Below are 15,180 nucleotides of genomic sequence, written 5' to 3' on the forward strand. Positions count from 1 at the left end.
AAATTATTTCTTTACTCTATACAGTATAGATGATTCAACGTAGCGAATCCAACATAATTCTTTCCTTTAACAAGGGACTCTTTTTTCAACTTTTAGAAACTTACTTTTTATTTTATCCTAAGCCCAAACATGAGACAAACTACTCACATACAATGAGAAGGTAATGACAATTAGGTACTAATGGAGGTATAAATATGTCCAGAGAAAATTATGGTGACAATCATCATAGAGAAGAAGAGTGCTATGGTGGCGGTTTCGGTGCAGGCTTTGCTTTAATCGTTGTTCTCTTCATCCTACTTATTATCGTAGGCGCTTCTTGGTTATTTTAATGTAAATAGACATTGCCTGGCATTGTAATTTGCCAGGCATTTCTTTTTTCCATCATTATTATATGATACCATGAAATTAATCAACTGTATGTTTGAAGGAGGAGTGTAACTTTGCATCCCCAAGCTTTTATTGACTATTTAGCTCATTATCACGGCGATCGTGATTATTTTGAATGCCACGAAATTTTAGAGGAATATTGGAAAGAAGTAGACAATCGAAACAAGCAATCCATCTGGGTTGGCTTGATTCAAGTCGCCGTGTCTAATTATCATCATCGTAGAGGGAATTTTCATGGTGCTAAAAAAACTTTGCAAAAAGCAGCATTTATTCTTTCGTCATATCCAAAAGAAGTAAAACAACTTGGTATTGACCATCAACAACTGTTAAATGATATACACACAATGCAAGAAGAAATTGATAAGGCCTTTCCTTATAAAAGCTATTACTTCCCTATAAACGATGTTTCCTTATTAGATGAGGTCAAAAAGACATGTAATTCTAAAGGATTCCGATGGGGACAGGAAAGCAATCTTGAAAACGAAGAAATTGTTCATCGACATATGAAAAGAGATCGGTCAAATGTCATCGCAGAAAGAGAGAAAGCCCTCCAAAGACATCGCTAAAAGGCAGCGAAAATTATTCGCTGCCTTTATTTATCTCTTCACATTTCTGTAAAAAGGCTTCTGTAACATTGTCCGCTGTTAGTTCTTTATGTGGATAAGTGTCATTTAATGCTTTTATCATCGACTTACCGACTCCTTGCTGACGATGAGAAGGGTTGACTGATATATGACGAACTTCAATATGATGATCAGATAAGCATACACCAACTAGCCCAATAATATCTTCGTCTTCTTTCCACAAAAACAATTGCAGATTTTCTTCACTTTCATACTCTTTAATCGTCTGTAACAACTGCTTTAATACTTTTTCTTTTGGCATAAAAGATAAAAGTCCCATAGCAATCTTCTCAAAAGACTTTTTATAGCGTATTAACATGATAACCCCTCATTATTAGTAAAACCGTTTATTTGCTATTATTTCCATTTCACAACTAACATAAACTATTTTATCATATGTATCTATAGATTGAAATGGAACTAGTTATGATTGCGGGGCAATAAATAACCAATAAATAAGCCCCCATATAAAAGCTATACCTAAAATAAAGACAAATAACATAATATTACTTTTTTTATCCATACTTTCTTCAGTAGCTCCCCTTTTGATATACATTCATCTTTATTGTACATGAAAGGTTTCTACATTCCAATATGTTAAAAGAAGGAGTTCTCCAAATAAGTAGAATAATAGGTGAGTCCCTTATGAAGATTCTGAAACCCACCTAAGTTTCTTGGTTCATGTTAATTACTGATTAACCTTGTTTTTTAAAGGTAAATCTAGCCGTGCCATATCTTCAAATGATTCTCTTTTAATGACCAATCGATCTTCTCCATCTTCCACAAACACAACAGGTGGACGAGGGATACGATTATAATTATTTGCCATTGAATAACCATATGCACCTGTACAAAAAACAGCTAACAAATCGTTGTTTCCAGCCTTCGGAAGTGGCAAATCCCAAATAAGCATATCTCCGGATTCACAACATTTACCTGCGATAGAGACTTTTTCCTCTATATCATCTAGGACACGATTAGCAAGAACAGCTTCATATTGTGCCTGATAGAGAGCAGGACGGATATTATCACTCATTCCTCCATCAATAGCCAAGTATTTTCTTACATTCGGAACATCTTTTGATGAGCCAATTTGGTAGATGGTTGTGCCAGCATCACCGACAAGTGATCTTCCAGGTTCAATCCATATTTCAGGTAAAGTCATCCCGTGATGGCTTGTTTGTTTTTTTACTTCCTTGATAATTTCCTCTACATACGTTTCTGGGGCGAGTGGTTCATCTTCCTCTGTATATCTAATCCCAAATCCTCCACCTAAATTAAGAACTTCAGATTCATAATCATATTTTTGGCTCCACGTTTTCAATTTGGCAAAGATTTTTTGTGTGGCAAGGATAAATCCAGTTGGTTCAAAGATTTGTGAACCAATATGACAATGGAACCCAAGTAAATGGATGTGTTGGGAATTAAGGGCGATTTTTAATGCTTCCTCTGCCTGTCCATTTTGTAAATCGAAACCAAATTTAGAATCTTCTTGCCCAGTTAAAATATAATCATGTGTATGCGCTTCTATTCCTGGAGTAATCCTTAGTAACACATCGACGCGCTTATTCATTGATATAGCTACTTCTTCTAATAAGTTCATTTCATGGAAATTATCTATGACGATACAACCAATATTATAGGAAAGCGCCATTTCTAATTCTTCACGGCTTTTATTATTCCCATGAAAATGAATACGTTCAACTGGAAAATCCGCCCTAATGGCAGTGTATAGTTCTCCTCCAGAAACAACATCTAAAGACAATCCTTCTTCTTCCACTAACTGAATCATCGCTACAGAAGAGAAAGCCTTACTTGCATAGGCTACTTGTGCCTTTATATTATTTTCCTGAAACATTTTCTTAAATCCACGTGCTCTTCTTCTTATTAACTCTACATCATAAATATAAACAGGCGTGCCATATTTACTAGCTAATTTTACTGTATCAACACCGCCAATTTCTAAGTGTCCTTTGTCATTTACCTTTGATGTACCGTGAAAAAACATGCTTTCCCCTCTTTCGTCCATTACTTCTCTAATCAAAGAATTGATGCTTATTTTTATCGGACTAAAATGAAGAAATAGACAGAATCCTTAAGAAACTGTCTATTCTGTTATCCTTTAACCCTTTATTCAGTTGAACATACTTTACCATAATTCCCATATGCCTGCAATCGCCATTTACCCAATTATTTTGGTGGCTGCTTAAAACGATTGCGAGAATGGGTAATACTTGGTCGGATTTTTGACCCTGGGACGGCTCTTCTAAAAATAATATGAACGATAGCGCCAGGGCAAAATGGAATGAATGGCCATAAATATGGTGTTCTAAATGAACGCATGGATACAAGAAAAAGAATAAATAACGTAATTCCGACAACTAAACCTGGTGTATGAAAAATTGCAACTAATATTAACAAGAGCATACGAATAAGTTTATTTGCCACACTTAATTCATAGCTCGGAGTGGCAAAAGTTCCAATTGCCGCAACAGAAACATAGAGAATAACTTCAGGTACAAACAATCCAACAGTGATTGCAATTTCTCCTATTAGTATTGCAGCTATTAGTCCCATTGCCGTTGATAATGGGGTCGGTGTATGGATAGCAGCTAATCTTAAAAACTCTATCCCTAAATCCGCTAATAATAATTGAATAAGAATAGGTATATTTGATTGTTCATTCGGCCCGATATAATCAATGGCATCCGGAAGCAAAGACGGTTCTAAGACAAATAAAAACCACAATGGTAGAAAAAATAAAGAAGCAGCAAGTCCGATAAACCTCATAAATCTAACAAAAGTACCGACAGCTGGGGCTTGCCTATATTCCTCTACATGCTGCAAATGATGAAATAAAGTCGTTGGGGCGATGATTACACTGGGCGATGTATCCACAAAAACCACGACATGACCTTCCATCAAGTGAGTGGCCGCTACATCCGCTCTTTCAGTGTACCTTACAAGTGGAAATGGATTATAACTTTGATGAAGGATGAATTCTTCTACCGTTTTATCAGCCATGGGTAGACCATCGATATCAATTTCATTAATTTCTTTACGTAACACTTCTACTAGGTTGGGATCAGCTAACCCTTCAATATAGCCTAAGGAAATATCAGTTTTTGACCTTACACCAACATGGAGCATTTCAAACCTTAAACGTTCATCACGAATTCTTCTTCTTGTTAGAGCTGTATTGACAATTATATTTTCTACGTAACCATCACGAGAACCTCTAATTACCTTCTCCGTATCAGGCTCTTGTGGTGTTCGTCCTGGATAACTTCTTACGTCTATTACTAAAGCGGTACCTTCACCTTCCATCACAATAACAATAAGCCCTGATAATACTTGGTCAACGAGCTCATCAATTGTCTTAATGCGATCAACTGCTTGATGAACGATACGGTTCTCTACAATATCAAAGAGATGGGTCGATAATTTTTCTTTATCATTAATCCCTACAAGCTCTTCAACAATTTCAATGATAAATTGTGTCTCTGTTAAACCATTAATAAAGTATAAATGAACATCCTTTTTTAATACTTTAAGCTTTCTCACTCCAAGGTCAAAACTTGTTCCAAGACCTACATGGTCCTGCATGTACGCTTCAACTTCCTTGACGGATGTGGGTAATGGTCTCTTTCTTATTTTTTCTTTTTCGCTCATAACATACCGCTCCTTTCCAGTATAAGTTCAACAGCTTGTTTCGTAATGGGTGAACCGGCTTCTATTGAATCAATTCTTGCCATTTTACCAATATCACCAATACCGACGATAAAAGGGATATTTAACATCTCAAGACAATAAACTGTATCACCTACTATTCTGCCTTCATCCATATCTGCTATCCCAGATTTATCAACACCATATTCTGTCAATTCACCAAAGCGATCAATGCTTACATCTACCTTTGTCCATTCCTCGTGGTGAGTCCTTGATGCTACAGCTATTGCACCAATGACTTCAATATCAGGGTGATTGGCAACGAAAGTCATCGCTTTCTCTCCTGGACCTTCTCCGATATAACCACTATCATCAAACATGATATAAACAGGATCTGAATGAGCTTTTTTAATTAAATGCACCATCTCTTCACCAGACAGTATAGTTGGATTTCCTTGAGAAGCAGAAATACAACTACCACCAATATCATGAGCAATGAGCTCTATTGTTCGCTTTGCAAACTCATCTCCATCTGTAATCAATATGACTTTTCTCCGTTCTTTCATCGCCATTTCCCTTTCTAAGTGAGCAAACCTACAGATTGACATAATATATCCATTGAAATAAAGATCCGATAATTTTCCCAAAAACAAAAGCCATTAATAAATAGACAATTTTCCCTTCTACACCAATGCGTTTAGCTAATATCGGGAAGACATTTAGAACTTCCGTAAGTGCAGCTGCAAGCATTCCTACAAAGATTCCACATAACAGGCCAATCGGAATAAGTATAAAGGGCGGTGCTTGTAGTACTGGCTCCCACATGGAAGCTACAGCTCCAGCAATCACCCCGCACACCGCTGCCCATTCATAAGCATGGATCATCTTCATTGTTTTTGTTAGTTGTGTAAGCCTTGGAATAATTCCTAAGACAGATAAGAATGCAACTACTCCACCACCTACAGCAATACCACTCGCTAAGCCTATAAAGATGGCAAAGATAATTTTACCGCTCATCAATATTCTTCATACTCTCTTTGTTTTCGTGTAGGGAAACATAGTTATCCAAATCCATTTGATAATTAAACATCTCTACCTCTAAAGGACTAGGCTCTTCATTTAAACGCTTTTTAAATACATGATTGAAGAAGAGAATCATTCCTAAGCCTAATCCAATTGAGTATGGGATTTGAAAAATCAATGGCCGACTATCTACTTCCCCTGTAATCAATGTATAAATCTTTTGTTGAACTTCTTGCATACTAACGTCTTCATGAAAATTCATGATGGTGAGAGCAGCACCAAAAAATAATAAAAACCATATTAGCATAAACAATGGAAGTGAGACTTTTCTTCTTTTCACGGCAACTTCAACAATAATCTGTGTCGGCCCAACCGTTTGGATTTCCAAACTCGGAAAACATTTTGTAATATGCTTAATTACCTGCATAACATCAATAATGATAATATTTTTATCTTCCTTAGACACACGGTATAACAGGAGATTAGCTAATTTATCATAAACTTCGTCATCTGCAATCAACTGCGCAACATCCGATAAAACAATAGTTTCGTGCGGTTTAACCTGCAATCGATGTCGCAAGCGTAAATAAACGATACGTTCCATCCTTTCACTTCCCACACAAAGATTTCCTTGCATATAGTATGAGTAAAGGTATTTCACTTCATGAAATCCAATAATTTCCTCACACTGATATTACTTTCTTGGTTATTAGTAAATACATAAACGTCGACTTTCTTCGCTTAAAAGAAGCAAATGAAAGAGCATATGGACTATAAGTCCATATGCTCTTTCATTTGCTTCAATATTTTCTTCTCAAGCCTCGAGACTTGTACTTGTGAAATGCCAAGCCTGACTGCTACTTCTGATTGTGTTTGGTCTTTGTAATAGCGCAAATAAACAATCAGTCTCTCTCTTTCATCTAATTCATTTATCGCTTCTTTTAATGCGATTTTATCAAACCATCTCCCCTCATCCCCATCATCTATTTGGTCAAGTAATGTAATAGGGTCACCATCATTTTCATACACGGTTTCATGAATTGACGAGGGAAGTCGACTAGCATCTTGGGCCATAATAATATCCTCTGTTGGGATATCAAGGAATTCTGAAATCTCTGATACGGTTGGTACCCTACCTAATGATTTCGATAATTCATCTTTTGCTTTTCGAATTTTATTTCCGAGTTCTTTAAGTGAACGACTGACTTTAACTGTTCCATCGTCTCTTATAAAACGTTGGATCTCACCAATAATCATAGGAACAGCGTAAGTAGAAAATTTCACATCATAACTCAAATCAAATTTATCAACCGATTTCAACAATCCAATACAGCCAATTTGAAATAAGTCATCTGGTTCGTATCCTCGATTGAGGAAGCGCTGGACAACTGACCATACTAAGCGCATATTCTTTTGGACAATCAAATCTCTAGACGCTTGATCACCATTTTGACTTTTACCAATGAGCTCTTTAACTTCATGATCTTTTAAATATTGCGTCTTTCCTGTTTTAACCTCCACATCCATAGCAAGACTCCTTAATTACATAGCATTTTACTATTTGATAAATGCTTCTTTAAACGAACCTCTGTGCCTTCACCTGGGTGTGATACAATACTAATTTCGTCCATAAAATTTTCCATAATCGTAAAGCCCATGCCTGATCTCTCTAGCTCTGGCTTTGTTGTATAAAGAGGCTGTCTTGCCTCTTCTATATCCATAATACCGAGACCTTCGTCTTTAATGGACAGTTCGACTATTCCTTCCTCAATGGTTACTGAAATGTGTACAATGCCATCTGGGCTCATATCATAGCCGTGAATAATAGCGTTCGTTACAGCTTCTGAGACAACGGTCTTAATTTCTGTTAATTCATCCATTGTTGGATCAAGCTGAGCAATAAAAGCTGCCACTGTCACTCGAGCAAATGATTCATTTTGACTGAGAGCAGTAAACTGCATTTGCATAACATTTTTCACTTACGCCACCCCCAATCGTTGCAGGGCAAACGCTTCAGTAGGTTCTAAGCGAATAATTTTAAATAAACCAGACATATCAAAAAGTCTTTTTACAGATGGAGAAATTGCACATACAACCATTTCGCCATTTTTTTGTTTCACTTGTTTATATCTGCCAAGAATTACTCCAAGTCCAGAACTATCCATGAATGTTAATTGTTCCAGATTAAGAATAATATGGTGGATATCGTGTTCCTCAATCGTTTTTGTTGCTTTTGCTCTTAATTCATCCGCAGAGTGATGATCAAGCTCCCCGCTTAAACGAATACATAATACGTTGTTTTTTATTTCTAAATTAATTGCTAGACTCACTAACCATAGCCTCCTTTGTAATCAGTTGTCTCTATGGATTAGACAGGATTGACACCAATAGAATATCAACCTGCCTTTAGTGAGTCCAATTCTATACTATGAACTGTTTTTCCTTCATGAAGACAAAACTAGTGTTTATTCGCTAAAACAGGACTTGTCTTCACTCGATTCGACATATTACTCTGAGACTTTCGTAAACATTCCCATTGAACGCTTAAACAATGTCCATACGTTGGCTTTTTTACTATCTTGACTTGCGACTAAAGGACTTTCAACCATTGTTTTTCCGTCTTTTTCAAAAATAATCTTGCCGACTTCATCACCTTTTTTAACAGGAGCCTTCATATTTTCATCGAGTACAACCGTTTGTTTCACGTTTTTAATATCTTCACCTTTTTTAGCTAATATTGAAATGGGTTCGCTTGTTAATGCTTCTACTTGTTTCTTTTCACCTTTTGACACTTTCACTTTTGCCACCGCTTGATTCCTTTTATACATGGCATGAGTTTCATATTTATTAAAAGCATAGTCTAGCATTTTCGTCACTTCTGCATTTCTCTCTTTTGAGCTAGGTGCACCGAAAACAACCGCAATGACACGCATGCCGTTTTTCTCAGCTGTCGCCGTTAAACAATACTTTGCTTCTTGAGTAAATCCAGTCTTAAGACCATCTACCCCTGGATAAAAACGCACTAATTTATTCGTATTTACTAACCAGAACTTTTTATCGGTGTCTTCACGCAAATAAGCCTCGTAAGTACCGGTAAAGTTTGTAATATCTTCATACTTCAGTAATTCCTTTGCCATCATCGCCATATCATGAGCCGTACTAAAATGATCCGTTACCGGGAGGCCTGTAGGATTTTTGAATACAGTGTCCTTTAAACCTAGCTCTTTTGCTTTTGCATTCATCATATTGACAAAGTCATCTACCGTACCCGCTAATCTTTCTGCTACAGCAACAGAAGCGTCATTTCCAGAACCGATTGCAATTCCTTGTAACATTTCTTTTGTTGTCATTTCTTCTCCAGGCTCAAGAAAAATTTGTGAACCACCCATAGAAGCAGCATATTCACTTGTCTTAATCTTTTCATCCCATTTAAGTTTGCCTTCATCGATTGCTTCCATAATTAAAAGCATCGTCATAATCTTCGTCATACTTGCGGGTGGTAATTGAACATCACTATTTTTTTCATACAGAACTTTGCCTGTATCTCGCTCAATTAAAATAGCTGACTTTACATTTTTCACAACTTCTTCTTCAGTCATTTTTTCACTTTCACGTGCAAATACTTGTGGTGCTATGGTAGAAACCATGAGAATACATATAAAAAATACACTAACTATTCGCTTCATCGCACAAACCCTCCATTCTTTATAGTTTCCATGATTACCATTTGTTGATAATTTATACCAAAGAAAATACCATAAACTACATTTTATAAATGAGAAATTCCGTGTTTTACTTTGAAAAAAGATCGGGAAGGTGAGAGGTATGAAATGAGACCTTCTATGCTTTGATGTGGGAATTATTCGAAGGAAATATTTTAAGAATGAGCATCTTTCAGTTAAATTGTACTAAAAAAGCTTAAAGGTTTTATTTCCTTTAAGCTTTTTCTAGTATTTTTATTCTGTGATGACTTGATGTATCAATGTTGGTGCTGTTACTTCTTCTGACACTATTTTAATATGATTAATAAGGATATCTTTTACTTCTTCCACATCTTCCATATTGCTATGAATCGTTAACAACGCTTCTCCTTTTTGGACAGAATCGCCAACTTTTTTATGAAGAAGGAGGCCTGCTGCGAGATCTATAATAGAATCTTTTGTTGCTCTACCCGCACCAAGCATCATTGCAGCAGTACCAAGTTTTTCTGCAGCAATTTCAGAAATATATCCACTTTGTGCAGCTTCTACCTTTATTTGATATTTTGCCTGTGGAAGTAGAGATGGGTCATCAACGACTGCAACATCTCCTCCTTGAGATTGGATAAATGTTTTAAAAGTCTCTAACGCTTTACCACTACTGATTGCTTCTTGTAATAGCGTGCGCGCACTTTCTAACGTATCGGCCTTTTTCGCTAATACGACCATTTGACTTCCAAGAGTTAAACATAAATCAGTCAAATCTTCCGGGCCTTCTCCTTTTAAAGTATTTATCGCTTCTTCTACTTCTAAAGCATTACCGATTGCTAGGCCAAGGGGTTGGCTCATATCTGAGATGACAGCCATTGTCTGTCTACCAACATGATTCCCGATTTTCACCATTGTTTTTGCTAAAGCAATTGCTTCTTCAATCGTTTTCATAAATGCACCTGAACCCGTTTTCACGTCTAAAACAATTGCATCTGCACCCGCAGCAATTTTTTTACTCATGATACTTGATGCAATTAATGGGATGCTATTAACAGAAGCGGTCACATCTCTTAACGCATAAAGCTTCTTATCAGCTGGTGTCAAGTTTCCACTTTGACCTATGACTGCTAATTTATTACGATTGACTAAATTCATAAATTCATCATTATCAATCTCTACATGAAATCCATCTATAGCCTCTAATTTATCAATGGTCCCACCCGTATGGCCCAGACCTCTTCCGCTCATCTTTGCAACTGGTACACCTACAGCAGCTACTAGCGGCCCTAATACGAGCGTGGTTGTATCTCCTACACCCCCAGTAGAATGCTTATCGACTTTGATTCCATCAATGTTTGAAAGATTAATTTCATCGCCTGATTTAACCATTGCCGTTGTTAAATCAGCTGTTTCTCTTTCATCCATTCCTTGAAAATAAATCGCCATAGCAAGTGCACTTGCTTGATAATCAGGGATTGTTTCATTTGTGTAGCCTTGAATAAAATAGTTAATTTCCTCTGTCGTTAAGCAATGACCATCCCTTTTTTTCTCAATGATGTCCACCATTCTCATCGTATCGTTCCCCCCACTAAATTTAAATTTTTGTCACGATTCCTTTGACAAAGCTTAAAAATTGTTGTTTTACTTTCTCCGTTGTTTCTATCACTTCTTCATGATTTAATGGTTGGTCTAAAATACCTGCAGCCATATTAGAAATACAAGAGATTCCAAGTACATTCATACCAGCATGATTCGCAACAATAACTTCCGGAACAGTTGACATACCAACTGCATCTCCACCACAAATTCTAAGCATTTTTACTTCTGCAGGTGTTTCATAAACTGGCCCTGTATTAGCTACGTATACACCAGTTTGTATGTTTAATTGTTGGTGTTCTGCGACCTCTTTTGCGACTTGTATCATTTCTTTATTGTACGCTGATGACAAATCTTGAAAACGCACACCAAAATGGTCGTCATTAGGACCTATAAGTGGGTTTACCCCCATATTGTTAATATGGTCTGTGATGATCATTAAATCACCTGGTGAGAAAGTTTCATTAACGCCTCCAGCAGCGTTGGTTACGATTAATTTCTGTACTCCCAACTCCTTCATTACACGGATCGGAAACGTAACTTGCTGCATAGTATAGCCTTCGTAATAATGAAATCTTCCTTGCATCGCAACAACCGCTACACCGTTTAATCGGCCAATAACGAGTTGACCTGCATGACCTGCTACTGTTGATTGCGGGAAACCCGGTATATCTCTATAAGGTATTTTTATCGCATTTGTTATCTCTTCAGCAAGAACCCCAAGTCCAGAACCTAATATAAGTCCTACTGTTGGTGTTTGGTCTATTCTAGATTGAATTAATTCTTTCGCTGCTTTTACCTCATGTAAACTAGTCATTATTTCCCTACTCCCTTGACATTTTTAAGAAAGCTCTCTCCAATCAATGGCTTCTTTACTTGGAAATTCTCTGCAATAGTCGCGCCAATGTTAGCAAATGTCTTGCCTTGAGGCAGTTCTTCTCCATGAGATAAGCGCTTAGAATAAACAAGTAATGGCACATATTCTCTCGTATGGTCTGTACCATGATGGATTGGGTCATTACCATGATCCGCTGTAATAATCAGAAGATCATTTTCATTTAACTGCTCGAACAGTTCAGGTAAACGAGCATCGTATTCTTCTAATGCTTGACCGTATCCAAGTGGATCTCTTCTATGTCCATAAAGGGCATCGAAGTCTACTAAATTCAAAAAGCTCATGCCTGTAAAGTCTTTTTTTGCTATAGCTACCATCTTGTCCATGCCATCCATATTTGAAGTGGTTCTAATTGCTTCTGTTACGCCTTCTCCATCATATATATCATTAATTTTTCCGATGGCTATGACATCTAGATTGGCATCTTTTAACTCATTCATTACTGTTCTGCCAAATGGCTTTAATGCATAATCATGTCTATTCGCTGTTCTTATAAATGCCCCAGCTTTACCAACAAATGGTCTAGCAATGACTCTACCTACCATGTATTTTTCATTTAAAGTCAATTCTCTAGCAATTTCACAAATACGATACTGTTCTTCAATTGGTATGATTTCCTCATGGGCGGCGATTTGTAGCACCGAATCAGCCGACGTATAAACAATAAGAGAACCTGTCTCCATATGCTCTTCCCCTAATTCGTCTAAAATCACTGTTCCACTCGCAGGTTTATTACCAATCACTTTTCGACCTGTCTTTTCTTCTAGTTCTTGAATTAACTCCTCTGGAAATCCATTAGGAAATACTTGAAAGGGTTTTTGAATATGAAGGCCCATTATTTCCCAATGTCCTGTCATGGTATCTTTCCCAACAGAAGCTTCTTGAAGCTTTGTATAATAAGCCTCAGGTTGTGCGACTTTTGCTATCCCTTTTATTCCATTGATATTACTTAATCCGAGACGTTCCATATGTGGCATATGCAAACCGCCCATTTTCTCGGCAATATGGCCTAACGTATGAGAACCTTCATCACCGAAATTTTTCGCATCAGGTGCTTCTCCTATTCCAACAGAGTCCATTACAATAAGGAAAATACGTTTATATGTAAATGTGTTCACAATTAACACTCCTTTCTAACTATTTCTTTACTACAGAAATCCTTACTTATCATACCCCAAAAAGGCTTTCATCAACAGCGAAGGATAGTGTAAAACGTCTAGAACCTAACAAAGAGGAATGTCATGAATATACTTCACCTTTAAGAAAGATTTCTTTCGTCAGAAGTCTGACATCTATATTGTACTGAAAATAAAAAAAGAAAAACAGTCTTTTATATCACTTTTCACTGTTTTTCTACATATTTCCTGTTAAGCCCTCGGATGGAATTGTTTATATACATCTTTTAATCTCGTTTTTGACACATGTGTATATATTTGTGTCGTAGAAATATCTGCATGGCCAAGCATTTCTTGTACAGCTCTTAAATCTGCTCCATTTTCAAGTAAATGGGTGGCAAATGAATGCCTTAAAGTATGAGGCGTTAACTCTTTTTGAATACCAGCTACTTGTGCTGTTTTTTTTAAGTTTTTCCAAAACCCTTGCCGTGATAACCCTTTACCGTGATGATTTAAAAATAAGTATTCTGTCGGGTGTTTTGGTGATAACAACTGTTGTCTACCCTTATCTAAATAATCTTGAATAGCTGCTTGTGCTGTTTTTCCTAATGGAATGATTCTTTCCTTATTTCCCTTACCAATACATCTTAAAAAACCCATGGTTAGATGAACATCATTTATTGTTAAATGGATTAATTCACTGACGCGGATTCCTGTTGCATAGAGTACTTCTAGCATGGCTTTGTCCCTTAAATAAAAGCGGCTGCCATTGTTCGGGAGGTCTAGCAATCTCTCAACTTCCTTCATATTTAAAACCTTTGGCAAAGATTTTTCAGCTTGCGGTGTTTCAATATGAATAGAAGGATCGTGATCTGCTATTTTTTCACGAAGTGCAAATTGGTGAAAGGAACGAATAGACGCTATATGCCTTGCAATTGTTTTAGCAGACTTACCATCATCCTTAAGCTGAGCTAGAAACTGAACAATATGAACACGTTCAATCTCATTCATCGATTGCTTCATCATCTTCTTCTCAATAAACAATATATAACTTCTTAAGTCTCTTTCATATGACATTATCGTATTTCTGGCTAGCCCTTTTTCAATCATTAAATAGTGGATAAAATCCTGCAGATGATCATTCATAAAATCATTACTCCCCATTTAAATAAAACAGAATCAACCGATCCAACCAAGAAGAGTCCGTTGCATTCGCACTTGCTGCTACCTTCACGGCTGCCCCACTCGGTTCATCATAACGATGATAATCCTGATACTCTTCATTTAACCACATAATACCATAATAAAAAAGAATTGTGCTTCCTGTAAAAAGAACAAAAACCTTAATGGTTTGATAGACTAGTTTGATCCATGCACTCATCATTTCTCCCCCAAATAAAACGTCTTATTAGAGGGTATGCCATTTTGGACAAGATTTATACCTGTTTCCAACGAGGAATCATTTAAGTTCTGTGAGCTTCTATCGAACAAAAACCTTAATTTCGTTCGCAGCTTGAGGCAGAATTAGAGAAAAATAAGAAAACCCTTTCCAATGAAATTAGAAAAGGGTTTTACCTTATGCTTCTGGCTCTTCATCATTTTTTTTATCTTGACATCGATAGCAGATGCCATGAAAAGTAAGACGATGGTCTTTTATTTTGAAATGCCAACGCTTCTCAACAACTTCTTCCACATCTTCTAGTAGATCTTCTTGAATTTCATCTACTGCACCGCATTCTATGCATACAAGATGATGATGGAAGTGAGCAGCACCTTCTTGACGTAAGTCATATCGGGAAACGCCATCACCAAAATTAATTTTATCAACAATTTTTAATTCAGTTAGTAATTCAAGTGTTCGATAAACAGTTGCTAAACCGATTTCTGGCGACTTTTCTTTAACAAGGAGGTATACATCTTCCGCACTCAAATGGTCCTCTTCATGTTCTAACAAAACGCGAACCGTGGCTTCACGTTGTGGTGTTAGCTTATAACTGGATGAATGCAACTGTTTTTTGATTCTGTCAATTCTGCTTTCCATACCGAAAGTCCCTCCCTCACCACTAACATTCTCATTATAACAGATAGATGTATAGAATCAAACTAAAATCATTATAAAGAGACCTTTATAATAACTCTTATATTAGAATTGTTATAATAGCTAAAACAACATAAAAGTACAG

General features: G+C 36.7%; 18 protein-coding genes. 2 read left to right on the top strand and 16 right to left on the bottom strand.

The annotated features are described in order from the left end of the window. Nucleotides 1-194: 194 nt before the first annotated feature. Both U9M49_RS07565 and U9M49_RS07570 read left to right on the top strand, forming a co-directional pair. Nucleotides 195-329, top strand: coding sequence for a YjcZ family sporulation protein (locus U9M49_RS07565; protein WP_095372706.1), 135 nt, complete (start codon nucleotides 195-197; stop codon nucleotides 327-329). A gap of 111 nt (nucleotides 330-440) precedes the next feature. Beyond that, nucleotides 441-953, top strand: coding sequence for a DUF309 domain-containing protein (locus U9M49_RS07570; protein ID WP_095372705.1), 513 nt, complete (start codon nucleotides 441-443; stop codon nucleotides 951-953). 13 nt (nucleotides 954-966) lie between these two features. Here U9M49_RS07570 and U9M49_RS07575 read toward each other — a convergent pair whose 3' ends face one another. The 16 genes from U9M49_RS07575 to U9M49_RS07650 all read right to left on the bottom strand — a co-directional run bounded on the left by U9M49_RS07575 (nucleotide 967) and on the right by U9M49_RS07650 (nucleotide 15,038). After that, a complete protein-coding gene (locus tag U9M49_RS07575) occupies nucleotides 967-1,329 on the bottom strand; it encodes a GNAT family N-acetyltransferase (protein WP_095372704.1) in 363 nt (120 codons plus the stop codon). Nucleotides 1,330-1,698: 369 nt separating this feature from the next. After that, nucleotides 1,699-3,018: a diaminopimelate decarboxylase gene (gene lysA, locus U9M49_RS07580; protein ID WP_307313001.1), complete on the bottom strand. Its 1,320-nt coding sequence runs from the start codon at nucleotides 3,016-3,018 to the stop codon at nucleotides 1,699-1,701. Nucleotides 3,019-3,200: 182 nt separating this feature from the next. Continuing rightward, the gene (locus U9M49_RS07585; protein WP_095372702.1) at nucleotides 3,201-4,682 is read right to left on the bottom strand and encodes a spore germination protein; all 1,482 of its coding nucleotides are present in this window, start codon (nucleotides 4,680-4,682) and stop codon (nucleotides 3,201-3,203) included. Next, the gene (locus tag U9M49_RS07590) at nucleotides 4,679-5,245 is read right to left on the bottom strand and encodes a stage V sporulation protein AE (RefSeq protein ID WP_307313000.1); all 567 of its coding nucleotides are present in this window, start codon (nucleotides 5,243-5,245) and stop codon (nucleotides 4,679-4,681) included. Before U9M49_RS07590 ends, U9M49_RS07585 begins: the two co-directional genes overlap by 4 nt. 28 nt (nucleotides 5,246-5,273) lie before the next feature. Then, a complete protein-coding gene (locus U9M49_RS07595) occupies nucleotides 5,274-5,696 on the bottom strand; it encodes a stage V sporulation protein AB (protein ID WP_095372700.1) in 423 nt (140 codons plus the stop codon). Further along, on the bottom strand, nucleotides 5,686-6,306 hold the full coding sequence (locus U9M49_RS07600; protein WP_095372699.1) for a stage V sporulation protein AA: 621 nt from the start codon (nucleotides 6,304-6,306) through the stop codon (nucleotides 5,686-5,688). Before U9M49_RS07600 ends, U9M49_RS07595 begins: the two co-directional genes overlap by 11 nt. Nucleotides 6,307-6,473: 167 nt before the next feature. Continuing rightward, entirely contained in the window at nucleotides 6,474-7,229 is a 756-nt protein-coding gene (gene sigF, locus U9M49_RS07605) for an RNA polymerase sporulation sigma factor SigF (RefSeq protein ID WP_095372698.1), read from the bottom strand. 11 nt (nucleotides 7,230-7,240) lie between these two features. Beyond that, complete coding sequence (gene spoIIAB, locus U9M49_RS07610) at nucleotides 7,241-7,681, bottom strand: anti-sigma F factor (protein ID WP_095372697.1); 441 nt, start codon at nucleotides 7,679-7,681, stop codon at nucleotides 7,241-7,243. Further along, on the bottom strand, nucleotides 7,682-8,032 hold the full coding sequence (gene spoIIAA / locus U9M49_RS07615) for an anti-sigma F factor antagonist (protein WP_095372696.1): 351 nt from the start codon (nucleotides 8,030-8,032) through the stop codon (nucleotides 7,682-7,684). Between the two features lie 177 nt (nucleotides 8,033-8,209). Then, on the bottom strand, nucleotides 8,210-9,388 hold the full coding sequence (locus tag U9M49_RS07620) for a D-alanyl-D-alanine carboxypeptidase family protein (RefSeq protein WP_095372695.1): 1,179 nt from the start codon (nucleotides 9,386-9,388) through the stop codon (nucleotides 8,210-8,212). 270 nt (nucleotides 9,389-9,658) lie between these two features. Next, a complete protein-coding gene (locus U9M49_RS07625; protein ID WP_095372694.1) occupies nucleotides 9,659-10,963 on the bottom strand; it encodes a pyrimidine-nucleoside phosphorylase in 1,305 nt (434 codons plus the stop codon). Between the two features lie 22 nt (nucleotides 10,964-10,985). Further along, entirely contained in the window at nucleotides 10,986-11,804 is an 819-nt protein-coding gene (locus U9M49_RS07630) for a purine-nucleoside phosphorylase (protein ID WP_095372693.1), read from the bottom strand. Further along, nucleotides 11,804-13,000 carry a phosphopentomutase gene (deoB, locus tag U9M49_RS07635; RefSeq protein WP_322909568.1) on the bottom strand — a complete coding sequence of 399 codons (1,197 nt, stop codon included), beginning with the start codon at nucleotides 12,998-13,000 and terminating at the stop codon, nucleotides 11,804-11,806. Before deoB ends, U9M49_RS07630 begins: the two co-directional genes overlap by 1 nt. A gap of 249 nt (nucleotides 13,001-13,249) precedes the next feature. Further along, the gene (xerD, locus tag U9M49_RS07640; protein WP_095372691.1) at nucleotides 13,250-14,143 is read right to left on the bottom strand and encodes a site-specific tyrosine recombinase XerD; all 894 of its coding nucleotides are present in this window, start codon (nucleotides 14,141-14,143) and stop codon (nucleotides 13,250-13,252) included. A gap of 7 nt (nucleotides 14,144-14,150) precedes the next feature. Further along, nucleotides 14,151-14,378 (bottom strand): YqzK family protein, encoded by a 228-nt coding sequence (locus U9M49_RS07645; protein WP_095372690.1) that lies wholly within the window; start codon nucleotides 14,376-14,378, stop codon nucleotides 14,151-14,153. A 195-nt stretch (nucleotides 14,379-14,573) separates the two neighbouring features. Then, a complete protein-coding gene (locus U9M49_RS07650; RefSeq protein WP_224936064.1) occupies nucleotides 14,574-15,038 on the bottom strand; it encodes a Fur family transcriptional regulator in 465 nt (154 codons plus the stop codon). Nucleotides 15,039-15,180: the final 142 nt, after the last annotated feature.

Origin of the sequence: Cytobacillus sp. OWB-43 (assembly GCF_034651445.1) — a bacterium.
GTDB lineage: Bacteria > Bacillota > Bacilli > Bacillales > Cytobacillaceae > Cytobacillus > Cytobacillus kochii.

Coding starts and splice junctions, on each gene's coding strand:
- U9M49_RS07565 (WP_095372706.1), top strand. CDS start 195: ATGTCCAGAGAAAATTATGGTGACAATCATCATAGAGAAGAAGAGTGC.
- U9M49_RS07575 (WP_095372704.1), bottom strand. CDS start 1,329: ATGTTAATACGCTATAAAAAGTCTTTTGAGAAGATTGCTATGGGACTT.
- lysA (WP_307313001.1), bottom strand. CDS start 3,018: ATGTTTTTTCACGGTACATCAAAGGTAAATGACAAAGGACACTTAGAA.
- U9M49_RS07585 (WP_095372702.1), bottom strand. CDS start 4,682: ATGAGCGAAAAAGAAAAAATAAGAAAGAGACCATTACCCACATCCGTC.
- U9M49_RS07590 (WP_307313000.1), bottom strand. CDS start 5,245: ATGAAAGAACGGAGAAAAGTCATATTGATTACAGATGGAGATGAGTTT.
- U9M49_RS07595 (WP_095372700.1), bottom strand. CDS start 5,696: ATGAGCGGTAAAATTATCTTTGCCATCTTTATAGGCTTAGCGAGTGGT.
- U9M49_RS07600 (WP_095372699.1), bottom strand. CDS start 6,306: ATGGAACGTATCGTTTATTTACGCTTGCGACATCGATTGCAGGTTAAA.
- sigF (WP_095372698.1), bottom strand. CDS start 7,229: ATGGATGTGGAGGTTAAAACAGGAAAGACGCAATATTTAAAAGATCAT.
- U9M49_RS07620 (WP_095372695.1), bottom strand. CDS start 9,388: ATGAAGCGAATAGTTAGTGTATTTTTTATATGTATTCTCATGGTTTCT.
- U9M49_RS07625 (WP_095372694.1), bottom strand. CDS start 10,963: ATGAGAATGGTGGACATCATTGAGAAAAAAAGGGATGGTCATTGCTTA.
- U9M49_RS07630 (WP_095372693.1), bottom strand. CDS start 11,804: ATGACTAGTTTACATGAGGTAAAAGCAGCGAAAGAATTAATTCAATCT.
- xerD (WP_095372691.1), bottom strand. CDS start 14,143: ATGAATGATCATCTGCAGGATTTTATCCACTATTTAATGATTGAAAAA.
- U9M49_RS07645 (WP_095372690.1), bottom strand. CDS start 14,378: ATGAGTGCATGGATCAAACTAGTCTATCAAACCATTAAGGTTTTTGTT.
- U9M49_RS07650 (WP_224936064.1), bottom strand. CDS start 15,038: ATGGAAAGCAGAATTGACAGAATCAAAAAACAGTTGCATTCATCCAGT.